Source organism: Candidatus Chlamydia sanziniae (genome assembly GCF_001653975.1).
GTDB classification, from domain to species: domain Bacteria; phylum Chlamydiota; class Chlamydiia; order Chlamydiales; family Chlamydiaceae; genus Chlamydia; species Chlamydia sanziniae.
Genome location: NZ_CP014639.1, coordinates 278,167 through 294,245, shown reverse-complemented (window position 1 = coordinate 294,245; position 16,079 = coordinate 278,167). Strand labels below are relative to the sequence as shown.

Here is a 16,079-nt window from a genome sequence, read left to right as displayed (position 1 = left end):
ATGGCGATAAACGCAATTAGATTGGCAGGGTGTTCTTCAAAAATGCTGTACTTAGCCCAGCAACAAACGCAGCAAGTATCTAAAACCAATTGTTTTAAAGCTTTTTTTTTAAATCCACAAAATAAACTCGCGCGATTTATCACTTTATCAAAGGCAAGCGATAAAGTTATTAAATGTACCCGAGCGATCGCGGAATGTACTAGCGGAATTCTTCAAGAAACTCAATGTCACGGTGAGGCGCTTATAGTAGCCAATAAAATTTCGAAGACGCTAAAAATAGCCCGCGAAGTAGTAGCTTTACCCAACGTGTTCAGTGGAGCTTTACCCTCATGTGTTCTTGCCACAAAAAGTTGTTATCAACACGCACGTGAAGTATACGCAACAAATCCAAAGTTCACTCCTGATTATTTTCCTACCAAGTACAATCAATTTAGATTGCAAAGAGGTGATTATGCTTTGCTGGCTGCTAAAGACGCATGTTTTGCTTTAAGTTCCCTGACTTATAGTTTAACTTTTGGTGTCTTACGTCCTACGATGTTTGTAAATAACCTAACAGTAGAACCCTTTTTGCCCCCTGAAGTGAAAGCAAACTTTATTACAGCAGTCGTAGGTTTAATGACTATTAACCACGCTACAGTAATTTTAGGGAATGTTATGGGATTAGTCTTGGAAATGAGTGCTTATAAACGTGCCATAGCGTCTATTAATTCCCCTGTTCCTGTGGAAATGTTCCAGTTTGACTCTGGTAAGCAGCAAACAGGGTATTGTGCTCTACTCATGCCTGAACTGCAGTGCGATGCCATACGAAGTTTAAGAAGAGAACACGTAGCTATTATGAAAAAAAGTATTCTTTCTATAGTAGAAAAAGGTCTTGAATTAATTTGCGATGGACTCAAACTTATCCCTATGCCTCTCACATCTGGCTGTAATCTTGCCATTACTGGGTGTCTAATAGCCGCATCCTCAGCTGTGGGAACGTATAGCATCTGGACTAGTCTAGAGGTAAAACCTAAGTAGTTTATAAAGTTTTTACTCTTTTGGTTTCAAACTTACTTTGAAAAAATCCTTTAAAAGTAAGTTTATTTTTATTAAAAGTAAAAGTTTTCAAGCATCTTTTATTTTCGTACTCTTAGTGCTTAGATTGCTTTTTTCTTATTGTAAAAATCTTCTCCCTTTGATAACCTCTCCCTTTATTTCTTAAGGAAAAGGTTCCTTTTCTTTTTAGGGAATTCTGCAAGTAAAATACTAACTAAAACTGCCTGACTGTTTTAAGATATAGGCAAGTCGTTGTTATTAATGGGTAAAAGTTTATGCACTCTCATATTAGCTTGATGGGGAAAAAAGAAGGCATGATTCACATCTTTGATAAAGAAGGGAATGTAGTTGCCTGCTCAGTCGTGCGCGTTGAGCCCAACGTGGTTACTCAAATAAAAACCAAAGAGACCGACGGGTATTTCTCGTTGCAGATGGGCGCCGAAGAGGTTCACTTACCCGCGAAAACAGTGGCAAAACGTTTCAGTAAGCCTAAACTCGGGCATCTACGAAAAGTAGATGGCCGAGTTTTTCGTTTTCTTAAAGAAGTCCGTGCTTCTGAAGAAATTGTGGATGGTATAGCTTTAGGTGATGCTTTTGGTTTGGAGATATTTGTAGAAGCCCTTGCTGTAGATGTTAGCGGTGTATCAAAAGGAAAAGGATTTCAAGGAGTAATGAAAAAATTTGGATTTCGTGGAGGTCCTGGAAGCCATGGCTCAGGGTTTCATCGTCATGCGGGTTCTATAGGAATGCGCTCAACTCCTGGACGTTGCTTCCCAGGAAGTAAACGGCCTAGCCACATGGGAGATAAAAATGTAACTGTGACCAATTTAAAAGTCATTCAAGTGGATTTAGAAAAAAAATTTTTACTCATTAAAGGCGCTATTCCCGGTTCTAGAGGTTCTGTTGTTATAGTAAAACATTCTTCCAGAGCTTAGAAATGGTGAAGGATAGGGAATGTAGAAGAGGTCCTAATGGTTGTGTTGTCGAAAGTTGATTTTTTGGGAAATGAAGTAAGCAAAATAGAAGTAGCCGAGAGTTTTTTTGCTCAAAAAGGTAATGGACTTCAGTTAATTAAAGACTATCTTGTTGCTATTCGTGCAAATAACAGACAGTGGTCTGCATGTACCCGAAATCGTTCAGAAGTCAGCCACTCCACAAAAAAGCCTTTTAAACAAAAGGGAACAGGAAATGCTCGTCAAGGATGTTTAGCTTCTCCTCAATTTCGAGGGGGAGGAATTGTTTTTGGGCCTAAGCCAAAGTTTGATCAACATGTACGTATCAATCGTAAAGAAAGAAGAGCAGCAGTGCGATTACTGTTAGCGCAAAAAATTCAAGGAAATAAATTAACAGTTGTGGATGATACGGCATTTATAGAGTCGTTTCCCCATCCTAAAACTCAAATTGCGTTGAAGTTTTTGCAGGATTGTGGAGTAGAATGTCGTAGCGTATTATTTATTGATCACCTAGATCATGCGGAAAAAAATAAGAATTTAAGATTAAGTTTGCGAAATCTTACTGCAGTTCAAGGCTTTGTCTACGGCATGAATGTCAATGGGTATCATTTAGCTTCTGCTCATAATATAGTGATTTCTGCCAAGGCTTTAGAGGAACTTATCAGCCATCTTGTTTCCGAGGCGAAAGATTAAAAGGAAAAATTAGGATATGAAAGATCCATATGATGTAATCAAACGTCATTACGTGACAGAAAAAGCTAAAATGCTCGAAACTCTGAGTTTGGGGAGTGGAGAAGGAAAGAAAAAGGGAAGCTTTTGTGCACATCCTAAATTTGTTTTTGTTGTTGCACATGATGCGACGAAGCCACTCATTGCTAAGGCTTTGGAAGTGATCTATGCTGATAAAAATATAAAAGTAAAGAATGTAAATACAATTTGCGTGAAGTCTCAGCCTGCTCGAATGTTTCGTGGGCGTCGGAAAGGAAAAACTGCAAGCTTCAAAAAAGCCATTGTGACCTTTTATCAAGGACACTCTATCACATAATTTATTGGAGAGAAGACAAGTATGTTTAAAAAGTTTAAGCCAGTAACTCCAGGCACTAGGCAGTTAGTCCTTCCTGCTTTCACTGAGTTAACTACACGTGGTGAGATGCGTGGGACACAGTCTAAGAGGAGTCTTAGGCCTAATAAAAAGCTCTCCTTTTTTAAGAAGAGTTCTGGTGGAAGAGATAACCTAGGGCATATATCCTGCCGTCACCGTGGCGGAGGAGCAAAACAGCTTTATAGAGTGATTGATTTTAAGCGCAACAAAGACGGCATTCCTGCTAAAGTGGTCTCCGTAGAATATGATCCGAATCGTTCGGCTTACATTGCTCTTTTAAATTATATTGACGGGGAAAAGCGTTATATTCTTGCTCCCAAAGGCCTCCAAAGAGGAGATCAAGTGATTTCAGGAGAGGGAAGTCCCTTCAAACCTGGGTGTTGCATGACTTTAAGGAGTATGCCTTTGGGGTTGTCTGTGCATAATATTGAAATGCGTCCTCATTCTGGAGGTAAATTAGTAAGATCTGCAGGATTAGCAGCACAAATTATTGCCAAAGCTTCTGGATATGTGACATTAAAAATGCCTTCTGGTGAATTTCGTGTAATAAATGAAGGTTGTCGAGCAACTATTGGTGAACTTTCCAATGCTGATCATGGTCTGCGTGTCGATGGAAAGGCAGGAAGAAGGCGCTGGATGGGTGTCCGGCCTACAGTACGTGGTACGGCCATGAATCCTGTGGATCATCCGCATGGTGGCGGAGAAGGCCGTCATAATGGCTATATTCCGCGAACTCCTTGGGGAAAAGTGACAAAAGGATTGAAGACGCGAGATAAGCGTAAAAGTAATAAATGGATTGTTAAAGACCGTAGGAAATAGAAATTATGAGTAGATCGCTGAGGAAAGGTCCGTTTGTTGATCATCATTTACTAAAAAAAATTCGTGCTATGAATAGTGAAGAAAAAAAGATTCCTATTAAAACATGGTCGCGTCGTTCTATGATTACTCCTGAAATGATCGGACATACTTTTGAAGTCCATAATGGGAAAAAATTTCTTTCCGTATTTGTTTCGGAAACTATGGTAGGGCACAAGTTGGGAGAATTTTCTCCCACAAGGATATTTAAAAGTCATCCTGTAAAAAAAGGGTAAGCTAACTTAAAGGAGAGGCGTGTCATGTTTAAGGCGACCGCTCGTTATATTCGGGTACAACCTCGCAAGGCTAGATTGGCTGCTGGACTTATGAAAAATTTAAGCGTTCAGAAAGCCGAAGAACAATTACGTTTTTCACAGTTGAAAGCGGGAAGGTATTTAAAAAAGGTTTTGCATAGTGCTGTAGCCAACGCAGAATTGCGTGAAAATATAAAACGTGAAAATTTAGACGTGATGGAAGTCCGCGTAGATGTAGGACCAGTTTACAAACGATCTAAATCAAAAAGTCGGGGAGGACGTTCTCCTATTTTAAAGCGTACTAGCCACTTGACTGTTATTGTTGGTGAAAAGAAGTCATAGGAGAAAATCATGGGTCAAAAAGGTTGTCCAATCGGGTTTCGAACAGGAGTAACAAAAAAATGGCGTTCCCTCTGGTATGGAAATAAGCAAGAATTTGGTAAATTTCTTATAGAAGATGTTAAAATCCGAGAGTTTTTAAGTAAAAAGCCTTCGTGTCAAGGTGCGGCCGGTTTTATTGTTCGTCGCATGAGTGGGAAGATAGAAGTGACAATCCAAACAGCGCGTCCAGGTTTGGTCATTGGGAAAAAAGGTGCTGAGGTTGACTTACTCAAAGAAGAACTCAAAAAGCTTACAGGCAAAGAGGTCTGGTTAGAAATTGCAGAAATCAAACGTCCTGAACTAAACGCGAAATTAGTTGCGGATAGTATTGCTAAACAAATTGAGCGTCGAGTCTCTTTTAGAAGAGCAATGAAAAAAGCCATGCAATCTGTAATGGATGCTGGTGCTGTTGGTGTGAAAATTCAAGTTTCTGGAAGATTGGCTGGAGCTGAAATCGCTCGTTCTGAATGGTATAAAAATGGTCGTGTGCCTCTACATACATTAAGAGCGGATATTGATTATGCTACTGCATGTGCAGCAACGACTTATGGCATTATTGGTGTAAAGGTTTGGATTAACCTTGGGGAAAAATCCTCTACAACTGTGAGTATGACTGTTGTAAACAACACAGCGCCTACAGTAGCTGCTTTAGGGTCATAAATGTTGTAAATAAGGATATATGAATTGCTATGTTGATGCCTAAACGAACAAAATTTCGCAAACAACAAAAAGGTCAATTTGCTGGCTTAAGTAAAGGAGCTACTTTTGTTGACTTTGGTGAATTTGCCATGCAGACCTTAGAGCGAGGGTGGGTAACAAGTCGACAAATTGAAGCTTGTCGCGTAGCTATTAACAGATATTTGAAACGCAAAGGAAAAGTTTGGATACGTGTTTTTCCTGATAAAAGCGTAACAAAAAAACCTGCAGAAACTCGTATGGGTAAAGGTAAAGGAGCTCCGGACCATTGGGTTGCTGTTGTTCGTCCTGGACGTATACTATTTGAAGTGGCTAACGTTTCAAAAGAAGATGCTCAAGATGCTTTGCGTAGGGCAGCAGCAAAATTGGGAATCAGAACACGTTTTGTTAAGCGAGTAGAAAGGGTATAAATATGGCTACAAAAAAAAGTTTGTTGACTGAGCTAAGAGAAAAGAGTGTTGATGAGCTAGAAACATATATTCATGACAATAAAAAAGCTCTCTTCAATTTAAGAGCTGAAGCGTTGTTACAAAATAAAGCCGTGAAAATCCATATGTTTTCTATACATAAAAAGAATATTGCTCGGGCTTTAACAGTAAAACAAGAAAGAAGGGAAAGGATCCATGACTAACGAACTAAGAAACTCTAGGAAAACAAAAACTGGAGTGGTTGTTTCTGCAAAAATGGACAAAACAGTGGTTGTTCGAGTAGAGAGAATATATTCGCATTCACAATATCTTAAGGTAGCTCGAAGTTCAAAAAAATATTATGCACATAATACATTTGACCTTTCCGAAGGAGATAAAGTGCAAATTGAAGAAACGCGACCTTTGTCAAAATCGAAAAGATGGCGCGTTGTTGCGCGCATGGATTAGTGGAGTGGGTAAATAGAGTTATGATCCAACAAGAAAGTCAGTTAAAAGTTGCTGATAATACCGGAGCTAAAAAAGTAAAATGTTTTAAGGTTTTAGGGGGTTCCCGTAGGCGGTACGCTAGTGTGGGAGATGTAATTGTATGTTCTGTCAGGGAAGTAGAACCTAATACTTCTATGAAGAAGGGAGATGTAATTAAAGCTGTTATTGTCCGTACACGTCGGCATATTATAAGAAAAGATGGTTCTACTCTAAGATTCGATACCAATAGTTGTGTCGTTATTGATGATAAAGGCAACCCTAAAGGAACGCGGATTTTTGGTCCTGTAGCTCGAGAAATTCGTGACCGAGGTTTTGTAAAAATTAGTTCTTTGGCTCCTGAGGTAATTTAAGGAGAAAAAAGTATGGGAAAGCGTAATATTCGTGTTGGTGACACAGTCTATATAGCCACTGGCAATGATAAAGGTAGGGAAGGTAAGATCCTCTCTAGCTTAAAAGATAAGGTTATAGTGGAAGGAGTGAATGTCCGCATAAAAAATATTAAACGTAGTCAAAGCAATCCTAAAGGTAAGCGTATTCATATTGAAGCCCCCATCCACATCTCGAATGTGCGTTTAAGTATAGCAGGTGAACCTGCAAAGCTTTCTGTTAAAATAACAGGAAAGAGAAAAGAACTTTGGCATAGAAGTGGAAATGGTGTTTCTCAGTTATATCGTTTAGTGAAAGCAAAAAAAGGCTAATATGAGCAGATTAAAAAAAAATTATACTGAAAAAATCCGCACTTCTCTACGCGAAAGGTTTGGTTATGCAAATGTTATGCAAATTCCTGTTCTCAAAAAAATTGTGTTAAGCATGGGACTTGCCGAAGCTGCAAAAGATAAAAATCTATTTCAGGCACATTTAGAAGAACTAGCTAGGATTTCTGGGCAAAAGCCTTTGGTGACTAAGGCTAAAAATTCTATAGCAGGTTTTAAGTTGCGCGAAGGTCAAGGAATAGGAGCTAAAGTTACTCTTCGTGGTGTGCGTATGTATGATTTTATGGATCGGTTTTGCAATATCATCTCCCCGCGAATTCGTGATTTCCGTGGATTTTCTAATCAAGGTGACGGTCGTGGCTGTTATTCTTTAGGATTGGATGATCAGCAAATTTTCCCAGAAGTAGATTTGGATCGTGTAAAGCGTACTCAAGGATTAAATATCACTTGGATAACGACTGCGCAAACAGATCTTGAATGTACAACATTGTTAGAGTTGATGGGTTTGCGGTTTAAGAAGACTTAATAATAAAAAGGATCAATATGGGCATGACAAGTGATTCTATAGCAGATTTGTTAACGCGAATTCGCAATGCTTTAATGGCAGAGCACCTGTATGTAGATGTAGAGCATAGTAAAATGCGCGAGGCTATCGTAAAAATCCTCAAGCAAAAAGGTTTCATTGCTCATTATTTAGTAAAAGAAGAAAATCGCAAGCGTGCAATGCGTGTATTTTTACAGTACTATGCTGATCGTAAACCTGCGATACGCCAACTCAAACGTGTGTCTAAACCTTCTCGAAGGGTTTATGTAGCAGCTACACAAATACCCTATGTTTTTGGGAATATGGGAATCTCTGTACTCTCCACTTCTCAAGGAGTCGTCGAAGGAGCTTTCGCCCGATCCAAAAATATTGGAGGCGAATTGCTCTGCCTAGTTTGGTAATAGAATGTTAGAATTTAATAGGATGGTACAGCATGTCTCGTAAAGCTCGAGAACCTATTCCACTCCCTCAGGGTGTAGAAGCCAGTATTCAAAATGATGAAATTATTGTGAAAGGACCTAAAGGTTCATTGACACAAAAGTTAATGAAAGACGTAGAAGTTGTCATAAAAGATAAAGAAGTGTTAGTTCATTCGTCTTCAAAAGATCAATCCACCTCTATGCAAGGTCTTTATTGGGCTTTGATTTTTAACATGGTACAAGGAGTCCATACTGGATTTGAAAAACGCTTAGAAATGGTAGGTGTAGGTTTTAGGGCCTCTGTTCAAGGTTCTTTTTTAGATCTTTCTATTGGTGTTTCTCATCCTACAAAAATGCCTATTCCTTCTTCTCTTCAAATTGTTGTGGAGAAAAACACACTCATTTTAGTCAAAGGTATTGATAAACAATTAGTGGGACAATTTGCTGCAAGTGTTCGCGCCAAGCGTCCTCCCGAGCCTTATAAAGGAAAAGGTATTCGTTATGAAAACGAATATATTCGTCGTAAGGCTGGGAAAGCAGCGAAAACAGGTAAAAAATAGAGAGCAATAAGTTTAGTAGCCATGGAAAGTTCGTTATATAAGAAGTCTTTAAGGAAAAGACGCAGAGCTTTAAGAGTTCGTAAGATATTAAGAGGTTGTTCTTTAAAACCTCGTTTATCTGTAGTAAAAACAAATAAGCATATTTACATTCAGTTAATAGACGATGCTATCGGCAAGACATTAGCCTCTGTTTCTACTTTATCAAAATTAAGTAGAGATGAAGGTTTAACTAAAAAGAATCAAGAAGTTGCGAAAATCTTGGGAATGAAAATTGCTGAATTAGGGAAGAATCTTCAAGTAGATCGAGTGATATTTGATCGAGGGCCTTTTAAATATCATGGGATCGTAGCTATGGTAGCAGAAGGGGCCCGTGAAGGTGGATTACAGTTTTAATGAAGGTGTAAAAAGAGATGTCATTACCAAAGAGTTCTCATAAAGAAGATCAATTAGAAGAGAAAGTTCTTGTTGTTAACCGTTGTTCTAAAGTTGTCAAGGGGGGGCGTAAATTTAGCTTTTCTGCTTTGATACTTGTCGGAGACGGTAAGGGTCGTTTGGGGTATGGTTTTGCAAAAGCTAATGAACTTACAGATGCGATTCGTAAAGGTGGTGAAGCAGCTAGGAAAAATTTAATGCATATTCATACTTTAACAAAAAATTCTATCCCTCATGAAGTTCTCGTGTGTCATGATGGAGCACAGTTACTCCTAAAACCCGCAAAACCTGGGACGGGAATTGTTGCGGGTTCCCGTATTCGTTTAATTCTAGAAATGGCTGGAATTAAAGATATTGTTGCTAAAAGTTTTGGTTCTAACAATCCTATGAACCAGGTAAAAGCGGCATTTAAAGCGCTTATGGAACTTTGTGTGCCAAACAATATAAGAAGAGAGAGAGTTGTTCATGATTAAATTGGAATCTTTAAACGAGTCTGCAGCGCGTAAACGAAGAAAAAAAATACTTGGCCGAGGTCCTTCTTCTGGTCATGGGAAGACTAGTGGTCGAGGCCATAAAGGAGACGGGAGTCGTTCTGGTTATAAGCGTCGTTTTGGTTATGAAGGAGGAGGAGTTCCTTTGTATCGAAGGGTCCCCACACGAGGATTTTCTCATGCCCGTTTTGATAAAAGTGTTGGGGAAATTACCACAGATCGCTTAATACAGCTCTTTCAAGAAGGAGAGGCGATTACTTTAGACGCTTTGAAGGCAAAAAAAGCAATCGCTAAAGACGCAGTGCGGGTAAAAGTAATTCTTAAAGGAAGCTTAGAGAAAGTCTTTATTTGGCAGGACACTGCAGTAGTCTTATCTCAAGGAGTGCAAAATCTACTAGGTGTTGCTTAAAAGTAGGAAGATTTCGGCTGCGCATGACAACATTAAAACAAATTTTTTCAATTGCTGAATTAAGACAAAAGTTATTCTATACCTTTGCCTTACTTGCAGTCTGCAGAGTCGGCATCTTTATCCCCGTTCCAGGAATAAACGGAGAACGGGCTGTTGCATATTTCAAACAGCTCTTAGGATCAGGTCAAAATTTATTTCAATTAGCAGATATCTTTTCTGGAGGAGCTTTTGCTCAAATGACGGTAATTGCTTTAGGAGTTGTCCCGTACATTTCAGCTTCTATTATTGTACAGCTATTCCTTGTATTTATGCCTTCACTACAAAGAGAGCTTAGAGAATCACCGGATCAAGGAAAGCGTAAAATTGGCAGGCTCACACGTCTATTTACCGTAGGTTTGGCTGTTGTGCAGTCGCTTTTATTTGCTAAATTTGCTTTGAGAATGAACTTAACAATTCCTGGTATTGTTTTGCCTACCCTACTGTCATTAAAGATTTTTGGCATTCCTTGGATTTTTTATATAACTACTGTAGTTGTCATGACTACGGGAACCCTTTTATTAATGTGGATAGGAGAACAAATCTCCGACAAAGGAATTGGAAATGGAATCAGTTTAATTATTACTTTGGGCATACTCGCCTCTTTCCCTTCAGTGCTTGGTTCTATTGTAAATAAATTAAATTTGGGTTCGCAGGATCCTTCAGAGTTGGGTCTTTTCTCCATTTCCATGCTCTGCCTGATCTTTGTTTTTGTTCTCATAACTACGATTTTAATTATAGAAGGTGTTAGAAAAATTCCTGTGCAATATGCGCGGAGAGTCGTTGGAAGAAGAGAAATTCCTGGAGGAGGATCATATCTTCCCTTGAAAGTAAATTACGCTGGAGTCATTCCTGTAATTTTTGCTTCTTCTTTACTGATGTTTCCAGCTACTATAGGACAATTTATCGCCTCAGAATCCTCTTGGTTCAAGTACATAGCTATTTGGCTTTCCCCTGGAAGTTGGGTTTATTCACTGTGTTATGTATTATTAATTATATTTTTTACCTACTTTTGGACAGCAACTCAATTTCATCCGGAACAAATTGCTTCTGAAATGAAGAAAAACAATGCATTTATTCCGGGTATTCGACAGGGAAAAGCAACGCAAAATTATTTAGAATATACTATGAATCGCATCACATTTTTAGGTGCAATCTTTTTAGCTGCCATTGCTATTTTACCTTCGATTTTAGGGCGGATACTGCGTGTTGATGCCAATGTAAGCTATTTCTTAGGCGGTACAGCCATGCTTATCGTTGTAGGGGTAATTTTAGATACTGTGAAACAAGTAGATGCTTTTTTGCTTATGCGACGTTATGATAGTTTTTTGAAAACAAATCGTGCAAAAGGAAGGCATTGAAAAATAACAATTTTTGACCTAAGATGCTTGTACTATTTTAAGGGAGGCCTAGCGCATGCCACGCATTATTGGAATTGATATTCCTGCGAAGAAAAAATTAAAAGTAAGTCTGACATATATTTATGGAATCGGACCAGCCCTTTCTAAGAATATTATGGAAAGATTGCATTTAAATCCCGAGTCTAGAGCTTCAGAATTAACGGAAGAAGAGTTAGGACAACTTAATTCTCTTTTGCAATCCGAATTTGTGGTTGAAGGGGATCTGCGACGTCGTGTTCAATCAGATATTAAAAGATTGATTGCGATACATTCTTATCGTGGTCAGAGACATAGGCTTTCATTGCCTGTGCGTGGACAGCGTACAAAAACAAATTCACGCACTCGAAAAGGTAAGCGAAAAACAGTCGCAGGTAAGAAGAAATAATTGTTAATAGGAGTTGTGTTTTGGTTAAAAATCAAGCGCAGGCAAAAAAAAGCATAAAAAGAAAACAGTTAAAGAACATTCCTTCAGGTATTGTTCATGTTAAAGCTACTTTTAATAATACAATAGTATCTATAACTGATCCTGCAGGTAATGTAATTTCTTGGGCTTCAGCAGGTAAAGTTGGATACTCTGGTTCGCGGAAATCCTCTGCTTTTGCTGCTACAGTTGCGGCTCAAGATGCAGCAAAAACTGCCATGAACTCTGGATTGAAAGAAGTTGAGGTTTGCTTAAAGGGTACTGGAGCAGGGCGAGAATCTGCTGTGCGTGCTCTAATAGCTGTGGGTTTAGTTGTTTCTATTATCCGTGATGAAACTCCTGTTCCTCATAATGGTTGTCGACCAAGAAAAAGGCGCAGAGTGTAAGGGTTAGGGTAAGGAGAAAGGAATGTCAGATAACTCACAAAATTTACTTTACGATAAGTTTGAATTACCAGATACAGTTAAGGTCTTTCCTGTCGAAGGTTTCCCAATAGATAAGTATGCACGCTTTATTGCTGAGCCTTTGGAGCGGGGCATGGGCCATACCTTGGGGAATGCCTTGCGACGTGCATTGCTTATTGGGCTGGAAGCCCCTGCAATTATCTCATTTACTATGACTGGGGTTTTGCATGAGTATATGGCAATGGATGGTATTGTCGAAGATGTCACAAATATTGTTCTTAATTTAAAAGGTGCCCTACTAAAGAAGTACCCTATGCAAGATACTTCTTTAGGGCGATCTACGCAGATAATAAAAACTCAAATTTCTATAGATGCTTCTGATTTGGCGGCAGCACAGGGTCAAAAATCAGTTACTTTGGCAGATTTATTGCAACAAGGAGACTTTGAAGCAGTAAATCCAAATCAAGTTATGTTTACTGTAACTAAGCCACTACAATCTGAAGTGCTTTTACGCATAGCCTTCGGTAGAGGCTACACTCCTTCAGAAAGGATTATTCTTGAAGATAAAGGTGTATACGAAATTGTTTTAGATGCAGCTTTTTCTCCTGTGACTTTGGTGAATTATTTTGTAGAAGATACACGTGTAGGTCAGGATACTGACTTTGACCGTTTAGTCTTATACGTAGAAACTGATGGGCGCGTATCTCCTAAAGAAGCGTTAGCTTTTTCCACACAGATTTTAACTAAGCATTTTTCTATTTTTGAAAATATGGATGAAAAGAAAATAGTGTTTGAAGAAGCTGTTTCTATTGAAAAAGAAAATAAAGACGACATTCTTCATAAGCTTATTTTGGGAATTAACGAAATTGAGTTATCTGTACGATCAACAAATTGTTTGTCTAATGCAAATATTGAAACTATCGGAGAGCTAGTCATTATGCCAGAACCTAGATTGTTGCAATTTAGGAACTTTGGCAAAAAATCTCTGTGTGAAATTAAGAATAAATTAAAAGAAATGAAACTTGAGTTGGGGATGGATCTTGCTCAGTTTGGTGTGGGATTAGACAATGTGAAAGAGAAGATGAAATGGTATGCTGAAAAAATTCGAACTAAAAATACCAAAGGATAGGAAGTCTTATGCAACATGCTAGAAAAAAATTTAGAGTGGGTCGTACTTCCTCACACAATCGTTGTATGTTAGCCAATATGTTAAAATCTTTAATTCATTATGAGAAAATTGAAACTACAGTGCCTAAAGCGAAAGAACTACGTCGCCATGCCGATAAAATGATTACCCTAGCCAAGAAAAATACTTTGGCAGCACGACGATTGGCAGTGGCTAGGCTTATGGTGCGATACAATCCGTTAACATCTAAAGAAGCTCGTCAAGCTAAAGGTGGTGATGCTTCGGTTTATAATGTAGATCGGTTAGTCATTAAGAAATTATTTGAAAATTTACGCAGTCGTTTTGTAGAAAGAAGTGGTGGGTACACTCGCATTTTAAAATTACAAAATAGAATTGGTGATAATGCCCAAAAGTGTATTATAGAATTTTTAGCTAGCTAGAGTGAATCTCTTTGAGCACTGAGTGTAGGGGTAAGTAATGAGAATTGCAATTAATGGTTTTGGGCGTATTGGAAGATTGGTTTTGAGACAAATCTTACGAAGAAATACTTCTCTAGACGTTGTGGCTGTTAATGATTTGATTTCTGGCGATGCTTTGACTTACTTATTTAAACACGATTCTACGCACGGTCGTTTTCCGGGTGATGTACGTTATGAGAATGAGAGTGATTGTTTAATCTTTGGTCAACACAAAATTCAATTTTTATCAGAGCGTAATGTTCAAAACCTTCCTTGGAAAGACATGAACATTGATATGGTTGTTGAGAGCTCAGGATTGTTCACTAAAAAAGAAAATGCTGCACAACATCTAACTTCGGGCGCTAAACGTGTCCTTATTTCCGCTCCTGGTAAAGGCGACATTCCTACATTTGTCATGGGTGTAAACCATGAAAAATTCAATCCACAAACGGACATTATTATTTCTAATGCCTCTTGTACAACCAATTGCTTGGCTACTATAGTTAAAGTTCTCTTGGATAATTTTGGAATTACAGAAGGACTCATGACAACAGTGCATGCTGCGACAGCATCTCAACCCGTAGTTGATGGACCTTCTAAAAAGGATTGGCGCGGAGGGCGTGGGTGTCTGCAAAATATCATTCCTGCTGAGACAGGAGCTGCGAAAGCAGTAATTTTGTGCTTACCTGAATTGAAAGGGAAGTTAACAGGCATGGCCTTCCGCGTTCCCGTTGCAGATGTATCGGTGGTTGACCTTACTGTAAGATTAGAAAAATCTACAACATATGATGAAATCTGTACTGTGATGAAGTACGCTGCAAAGACTAATTTAAAAGGCATTTTAGACTATACTGATGAACAAGTCGTTTCTTCGGATTATATAGGATCAGAGTATTCTTCTATATTTGACGCTTTGGCTGGCATGGCCTTAAACGAACGCTTTTTTAAACTTATCTCGTGGTATGACAACGAAATAGGATATGCTACGCGTGTAGTGGATTTATTAGAGTATGTAGCAAAAAAACTCTAAATAAAAGGTTATATTCGTGTATTTTACAAGAGATCCCGTCATTGAAACTGTAATCACTTCTCGAGAAGGGTATAAACTATCTGTAAGAAATACTAAACACTTTTCCCAAGATCCTTTTATTGTTGAAGCTATAGAAGTAATTTCTTTGGGAAGTATTTGTTTTTTTCGGAATTGTGATCATAGTAAACCATTTATTGTTCCCGCGGGCGATTATGAAGTCATGGAAATTCGTGACACTAAAATTAACTTAAAAGCTATTGGGCTAGATCGTAGTGTTAAGATCGCTGGTGGTAGGGAAGCTTTGATAAAGCTAACGAAATCTACAACAATACCTACGACTGTTCCTGACGAGAAGCCTGCGCAGGATGTTTCTGAGGAATGTACAGAAGTTGTTTCTTCTTCTGCTAAGAAGGAAAAAAAGGAAATACGTAACAGTAAGGAATCCTTTAAAGGGGATAAGTGGAAAGAGAAGAAAAAACAAGGCCGTAGAAGAACCCATAAAGAAATCGCTGAGATTACCGGAGCATCTCAAGAGATCCTAGACACTGTTACTGAAGAACTTTGGGAAGAAGCTCAAGAGGCAGAATTGAATGAACAAAAAAAATTCTCCTTATTGCCTCCACCTACAAAATTAATATCCGAAGTAATTTCACAAGTTGTCGTAGACCCCGAAATTACCTCCGCAGATCTTGAAGAATCCCTACAAGCTTTGGTTAAAGAAAGTAGTGAAGTGATTAACGTCTTATTGTCAGGAGATGATGTTGTGCTCTTTCCTGAAGAAGAAACAGGACAAGCCTCTTCATGTTCCTTAGAAAAAGTAGATATATCTTCACAAAATTCTTTCTCTTCGGAAGAAGAGTTTTAGTTTTTGGGTGTTCTTTTCCCCAATTTTTTAGATTAAGGAAGTATACAATCTCTTCTGCATGCCAAATTCTAAAAGATCTTGATCTAGAAGAAGTCCTATGATAAAATCTTTTATAATTCTTGTGGGCTTTATTTAGGTTCTTTCTCTTAGGGAATCAGTTTTTTTTACTTAAATAACCCTCTTTTATTGCTCAGATGGTGGAATGGTAGACACTAGGGACTTAAAATCCCTTGGGCGTAGGCCCGTGCAAGTTCGAGTCTTGTTCTGAGCATCTTTATATCTACGGGTTAAGTTTTGTTCCGTGGCTTTTAAAATAAGGTTTATTTCTCGAACTTAATCACCAGTTCGAGATGTATTGATGCGTGTTGTATGGAAATACTATTTTGTTAATGTTTTAATTTTCAGATAAGTTTCTTTGTTCATATTCAAATGGAAATCTTAGCCTCTTTTCCTTTTTTACAAGTTAATTAAAATGGTTTTTACATGTAGAAAAAGTATCTTTATGAAAATAATAAACAAATGTTTTACTATTTGTATTTTGGATCGCTAGTCAGTCATTGTGCTTGCTATAAAGTAAACTC

26 protein-coding genes and 1 tRNA gene are annotated in these 16,079 nt (G+C 38.3%); all 27 read left to right on the top strand.

The annotated features are described in order from the left end of the window. The 27 genes from Cs308_RS01270 to Cs308_RS01140 all read left to right on the top strand — a co-directional run bounded on the left by Cs308_RS01270 (position 1) and on the right by Cs308_RS01140 (position 15,769). Positions 1-1,017 (top strand): hypothetical protein, encoded by a 1,017-nt coding sequence (locus Cs308_RS01270; protein WP_066481648.1) that lies wholly within the window; start codon positions 1-3, stop codon positions 1,015-1,017. Between the two features lie 293 nt (positions 1,018-1,310). Then, positions 1,311-1,970, top strand: coding sequence for a 50S ribosomal protein L3 (gene rplC, locus Cs308_RS01265; RefSeq protein ID WP_066481643.1), 660 nt, complete (start codon positions 1,311-1,313; stop codon positions 1,968-1,970). Positions 1,971-2,006: 36 nt separating this feature from the next. Continuing rightward, positions 2,007-2,681: a 50S ribosomal protein L4 gene (gene rplD / locus Cs308_RS01260; protein ID WP_066481637.1), complete on the top strand. Its 675-nt coding sequence runs from the start codon at positions 2,007-2,009 to the stop codon at positions 2,679-2,681. Between the two features lie 16 nt (positions 2,682-2,697). Further along, the gene (locus Cs308_RS01255) at positions 2,698-3,033 is read left to right on the top strand and encodes a 50S ribosomal protein L23 (protein ID WP_066481634.1); all 336 of its coding nucleotides are present in this window, start codon (positions 2,698-2,700) and stop codon (positions 3,031-3,033) included. A 21-nt stretch (positions 3,034-3,054) separates the two neighbouring features. Next, positions 3,055-3,909: a 50S ribosomal protein L2 gene (rplB, locus tag Cs308_RS01250; RefSeq protein WP_066481632.1), complete on the top strand. Its 855-nt coding sequence runs from the start codon at positions 3,055-3,057 to the stop codon at positions 3,907-3,909. Between the two features lie 5 nt (positions 3,910-3,914). After that, positions 3,915-4,181, top strand: a complete 267-nt coding sequence (gene rpsS / locus Cs308_RS01245) for a 30S ribosomal protein S19 (RefSeq protein WP_066481630.1) — start codon at positions 3,915-3,917, stop codon at positions 4,179-4,181. A 24-nt stretch (positions 4,182-4,205) separates the two neighbouring features. Then, positions 4,206-4,541 (top strand): 50S ribosomal protein L22, encoded by a 336-nt coding sequence (rplV, locus tag Cs308_RS01240; protein WP_066481629.1) that lies wholly within the window; start codon positions 4,206-4,208, stop codon positions 4,539-4,541. 9 nt (positions 4,542-4,550) lie between these two features. Continuing rightward, a complete protein-coding gene (gene rpsC / locus Cs308_RS01235) occupies positions 4,551-5,240 on the top strand; it encodes a 30S ribosomal protein S3 (protein ID WP_066481628.1) in 690 nt (229 codons plus the stop codon). 29 nt (positions 5,241-5,269) lie between these two features. Beyond that, the gene (gene rplP, locus Cs308_RS01230) at positions 5,270-5,686 is read left to right on the top strand and encodes a 50S ribosomal protein L16 (RefSeq protein ID WP_066481627.1); all 417 of its coding nucleotides are present in this window, start codon (positions 5,270-5,272) and stop codon (positions 5,684-5,686) included. A 2-nt stretch (positions 5,687-5,688) separates the two neighbouring features. Then, positions 5,689-5,907, top strand: coding sequence for a 50S ribosomal protein L29 (gene rpmC / locus Cs308_RS01225; protein ID WP_066481626.1), 219 nt, complete (start codon positions 5,689-5,691; stop codon positions 5,905-5,907). After that, on the top strand, positions 5,900-6,151 hold the full coding sequence (rpsQ, locus tag Cs308_RS01220; protein WP_066481624.1) for a 30S ribosomal protein S17: 252 nt from the start codon (positions 5,900-5,902) through the stop codon (positions 6,149-6,151). Before rpmC ends, rpsQ begins: the two co-directional genes overlap by 8 nt. A gap of 20 nt (positions 6,152-6,171) precedes the next feature. Beyond that, positions 6,172-6,540, top strand: coding sequence for a 50S ribosomal protein L14 (rplN, locus tag Cs308_RS01215; protein ID WP_066481617.1), 369 nt, complete (start codon positions 6,172-6,174; stop codon positions 6,538-6,540). A gap of 12 nt (positions 6,541-6,552) precedes the next feature. Further along, entirely contained in the window at positions 6,553-6,888 is a 336-nt protein-coding gene (rplX, locus tag Cs308_RS01210) for a 50S ribosomal protein L24 (RefSeq protein ID WP_066481612.1), read from the top strand. A gap of 1 nt (position 6,889) precedes the next feature. Next, on the top strand, positions 6,890-7,429 hold the full coding sequence (gene rplE / locus Cs308_RS01205; RefSeq protein WP_066481609.1) for a 50S ribosomal protein L5: 540 nt from the start codon (positions 6,890-6,892) through the stop codon (positions 7,427-7,429). Between the two features lie 17 nt (positions 7,430-7,446). After that, positions 7,447-7,848, top strand: coding sequence for a 30S ribosomal protein S8 (gene rpsH, locus Cs308_RS01200; protein ID WP_066481608.1), 402 nt, complete (start codon positions 7,447-7,449; stop codon positions 7,846-7,848). A 32-nt stretch (positions 7,849-7,880) separates the two neighbouring features. Next, the gene (rplF, locus tag Cs308_RS01195) at positions 7,881-8,426 is read left to right on the top strand and encodes a 50S ribosomal protein L6 (RefSeq protein ID WP_066481607.1); all 546 of its coding nucleotides are present in this window, start codon (positions 7,881-7,883) and stop codon (positions 8,424-8,426) included. Between the two features lie 21 nt (positions 8,427-8,447). Further along, complete coding sequence (rplR, locus tag Cs308_RS01190) at positions 8,448-8,819, top strand: 50S ribosomal protein L18 (RefSeq protein WP_066481606.1); 372 nt, start codon at positions 8,448-8,450, stop codon at positions 8,817-8,819. Between the two features lie 17 nt (positions 8,820-8,836). Next, positions 8,837-9,331, top strand: a complete 495-nt coding sequence (rpsE, locus tag Cs308_RS01185; protein ID WP_066481604.1) for a 30S ribosomal protein S5 — start codon at positions 8,837-8,839, stop codon at positions 9,329-9,331. Next, a complete protein-coding gene (gene rplO / locus Cs308_RS01180; protein ID WP_066481603.1) occupies positions 9,324-9,758 on the top strand; it encodes a 50S ribosomal protein L15 in 435 nt (144 codons plus the stop codon). Before rpsE ends, rplO begins: the two co-directional genes overlap by 8 nt. Before the next feature lie 23 nt (positions 9,759-9,781). Then, positions 9,782-11,155, top strand: a complete 1,374-nt coding sequence (secY, locus tag Cs308_RS01175; protein WP_066481601.1) for a preprotein translocase subunit SecY — start codon at positions 9,782-9,784, stop codon at positions 11,153-11,155. 55 nt (positions 11,156-11,210) lie between these two features. Then, positions 11,211-11,579 (top strand): 30S ribosomal protein S13, encoded by a 369-nt coding sequence (rpsM, locus tag Cs308_RS01170; RefSeq protein ID WP_066481599.1) that lies wholly within the window; start codon positions 11,211-11,213, stop codon positions 11,577-11,579. 20 nt (positions 11,580-11,599) lie between these two features. Continuing rightward, positions 11,600-12,001: a 30S ribosomal protein S11 gene (gene rpsK, locus Cs308_RS01165; RefSeq protein WP_066481596.1), complete on the top strand. Its 402-nt coding sequence runs from the start codon at positions 11,600-11,602 to the stop codon at positions 11,999-12,001. Between the two features lie 22 nt (positions 12,002-12,023). Next, positions 12,024-13,148, top strand: a complete 1,125-nt coding sequence (locus tag Cs308_RS01160) for a DNA-directed RNA polymerase subunit alpha (RefSeq protein ID WP_066481594.1) — start codon at positions 12,024-12,026, stop codon at positions 13,146-13,148. Positions 13,149-13,156: 8 nt separating this feature from the next. After that, positions 13,157-13,585 carry a 50S ribosomal protein L17 gene (rplQ, locus tag Cs308_RS01155; protein WP_066481592.1) on the top strand — a complete coding sequence of 143 codons (429 nt, stop codon included), beginning with the start codon at positions 13,157-13,159 and terminating at the stop codon, positions 13,583-13,585. Positions 13,586-13,622: 37 nt separating this feature from the next. Further along, on the top strand, positions 13,623-14,633 hold the full coding sequence (gap, locus tag Cs308_RS01150) for a type I glyceraldehyde-3-phosphate dehydrogenase (protein ID WP_066481590.1): 1,011 nt from the start codon (positions 13,623-13,625) through the stop codon (positions 14,631-14,633). A 16-nt stretch (positions 14,634-14,649) separates the two neighbouring features. Next, positions 14,650-15,498 (top strand): GrgA family transcription factor, encoded by an 849-nt coding sequence (gene grgA / locus Cs308_RS01145; RefSeq protein ID WP_066481583.1) that lies wholly within the window; start codon positions 14,650-14,652, stop codon positions 15,496-15,498. 188 nt (positions 15,499-15,686) lie between these two features. Beyond that, a tRNA-Leu gene (locus Cs308_RS01140) sits at positions 15,687-15,769 on the top strand. The last annotated feature ends 310 nt before the right edge of the window (positions 15,770-16,079 follow it).

Bases quoted from the DNA above. Each gene is read 5' to 3' on its own strand.
- Cs308_RS01270 (WP_066481648.1), top strand. From the start codon at position 1: ATGGCGATAAACGCAATTAGATTGGCAGGGTGTTCTTCAAAAATGCTG.
- rplC (WP_066481643.1), top strand. From the start codon at position 1,311: ATGCACTCTCATATTAGCTTGATGGGGAAAAAAGAAGGCATGATTCAC.
- rplD (WP_066481637.1), top strand. From the start codon at position 2,007: ATGGTTGTGTTGTCGAAAGTTGATTTTTTGGGAAATGAAGTAAGCAAA.
- Cs308_RS01255 (WP_066481634.1), top strand. From the start codon at position 2,698: ATGAAAGATCCATATGATGTAATCAAACGTCATTACGTGACAGAAAAA.
- rplB (WP_066481632.1), top strand. From the start codon at position 3,055: ATGTTTAAAAAGTTTAAGCCAGTAACTCCAGGCACTAGGCAGTTAGTC.
- rpsS (WP_066481630.1), top strand. From the start codon at position 3,915: ATGAGTAGATCGCTGAGGAAAGGTCCGTTTGTTGATCATCATTTACTA.
- rplV (WP_066481629.1), top strand. From the start codon at position 4,206: ATGTTTAAGGCGACCGCTCGTTATATTCGGGTACAACCTCGCAAGGCT.
- rpsC (WP_066481628.1), top strand. From the start codon at position 4,551: ATGGGTCAAAAAGGTTGTCCAATCGGGTTTCGAACAGGAGTAACAAAA.
- rplP (WP_066481627.1), top strand. From the start codon at position 5,270: ATGTTGATGCCTAAACGAACAAAATTTCGCAAACAACAAAAAGGTCAA.
- rpmC (WP_066481626.1), top strand. From the start codon at position 5,689: ATGGCTACAAAAAAAAGTTTGTTGACTGAGCTAAGAGAAAAGAGTGTT.
- rpsQ (WP_066481624.1), top strand. From the start codon at position 5,900: ATGACTAACGAACTAAGAAACTCTAGGAAAACAAAAACTGGAGTGGTT.
- rplN (WP_066481617.1), top strand. From the start codon at position 6,172: ATGATCCAACAAGAAAGTCAGTTAAAAGTTGCTGATAATACCGGAGCT.
- rplX (WP_066481612.1), top strand. From the start codon at position 6,553: ATGGGAAAGCGTAATATTCGTGTTGGTGACACAGTCTATATAGCCACT.
- rplE (WP_066481609.1), top strand. From the start codon at position 6,890: ATGAGCAGATTAAAAAAAAATTATACTGAAAAAATCCGCACTTCTCTA.
- rpsH (WP_066481608.1), top strand. From the start codon at position 7,447: ATGGGCATGACAAGTGATTCTATAGCAGATTTGTTAACGCGAATTCGC.
- rplF (WP_066481607.1), top strand. From the start codon at position 7,881: ATGTCTCGTAAAGCTCGAGAACCTATTCCACTCCCTCAGGGTGTAGAA.
- rplR (WP_066481606.1), top strand. From the start codon at position 8,448: ATGGAAAGTTCGTTATATAAGAAGTCTTTAAGGAAAAGACGCAGAGCT.
- rpsE (WP_066481604.1), top strand. From the start codon at position 8,837: ATGTCATTACCAAAGAGTTCTCATAAAGAAGATCAATTAGAAGAGAAA.
- rplO (WP_066481603.1), top strand. From the start codon at position 9,324: ATGATTAAATTGGAATCTTTAAACGAGTCTGCAGCGCGTAAACGAAGA.
- secY (WP_066481601.1), top strand. From the start codon at position 9,782: ATGACAACATTAAAACAAATTTTTTCAATTGCTGAATTAAGACAAAAG.
- rpsM (WP_066481599.1), top strand. From the start codon at position 11,211: ATGCCACGCATTATTGGAATTGATATTCCTGCGAAGAAAAAATTAAAA.
- Cs308_RS01160 (WP_066481594.1), top strand. From the start codon at position 12,024: ATGTCAGATAACTCACAAAATTTACTTTACGATAAGTTTGAATTACCA.
- rplQ (WP_066481592.1), top strand. From the start codon at position 13,157: ATGCAACATGCTAGAAAAAAATTTAGAGTGGGTCGTACTTCCTCACAC.
- gap (WP_066481590.1), top strand. From the start codon at position 13,623: ATGAGAATTGCAATTAATGGTTTTGGGCGTATTGGAAGATTGGTTTTG.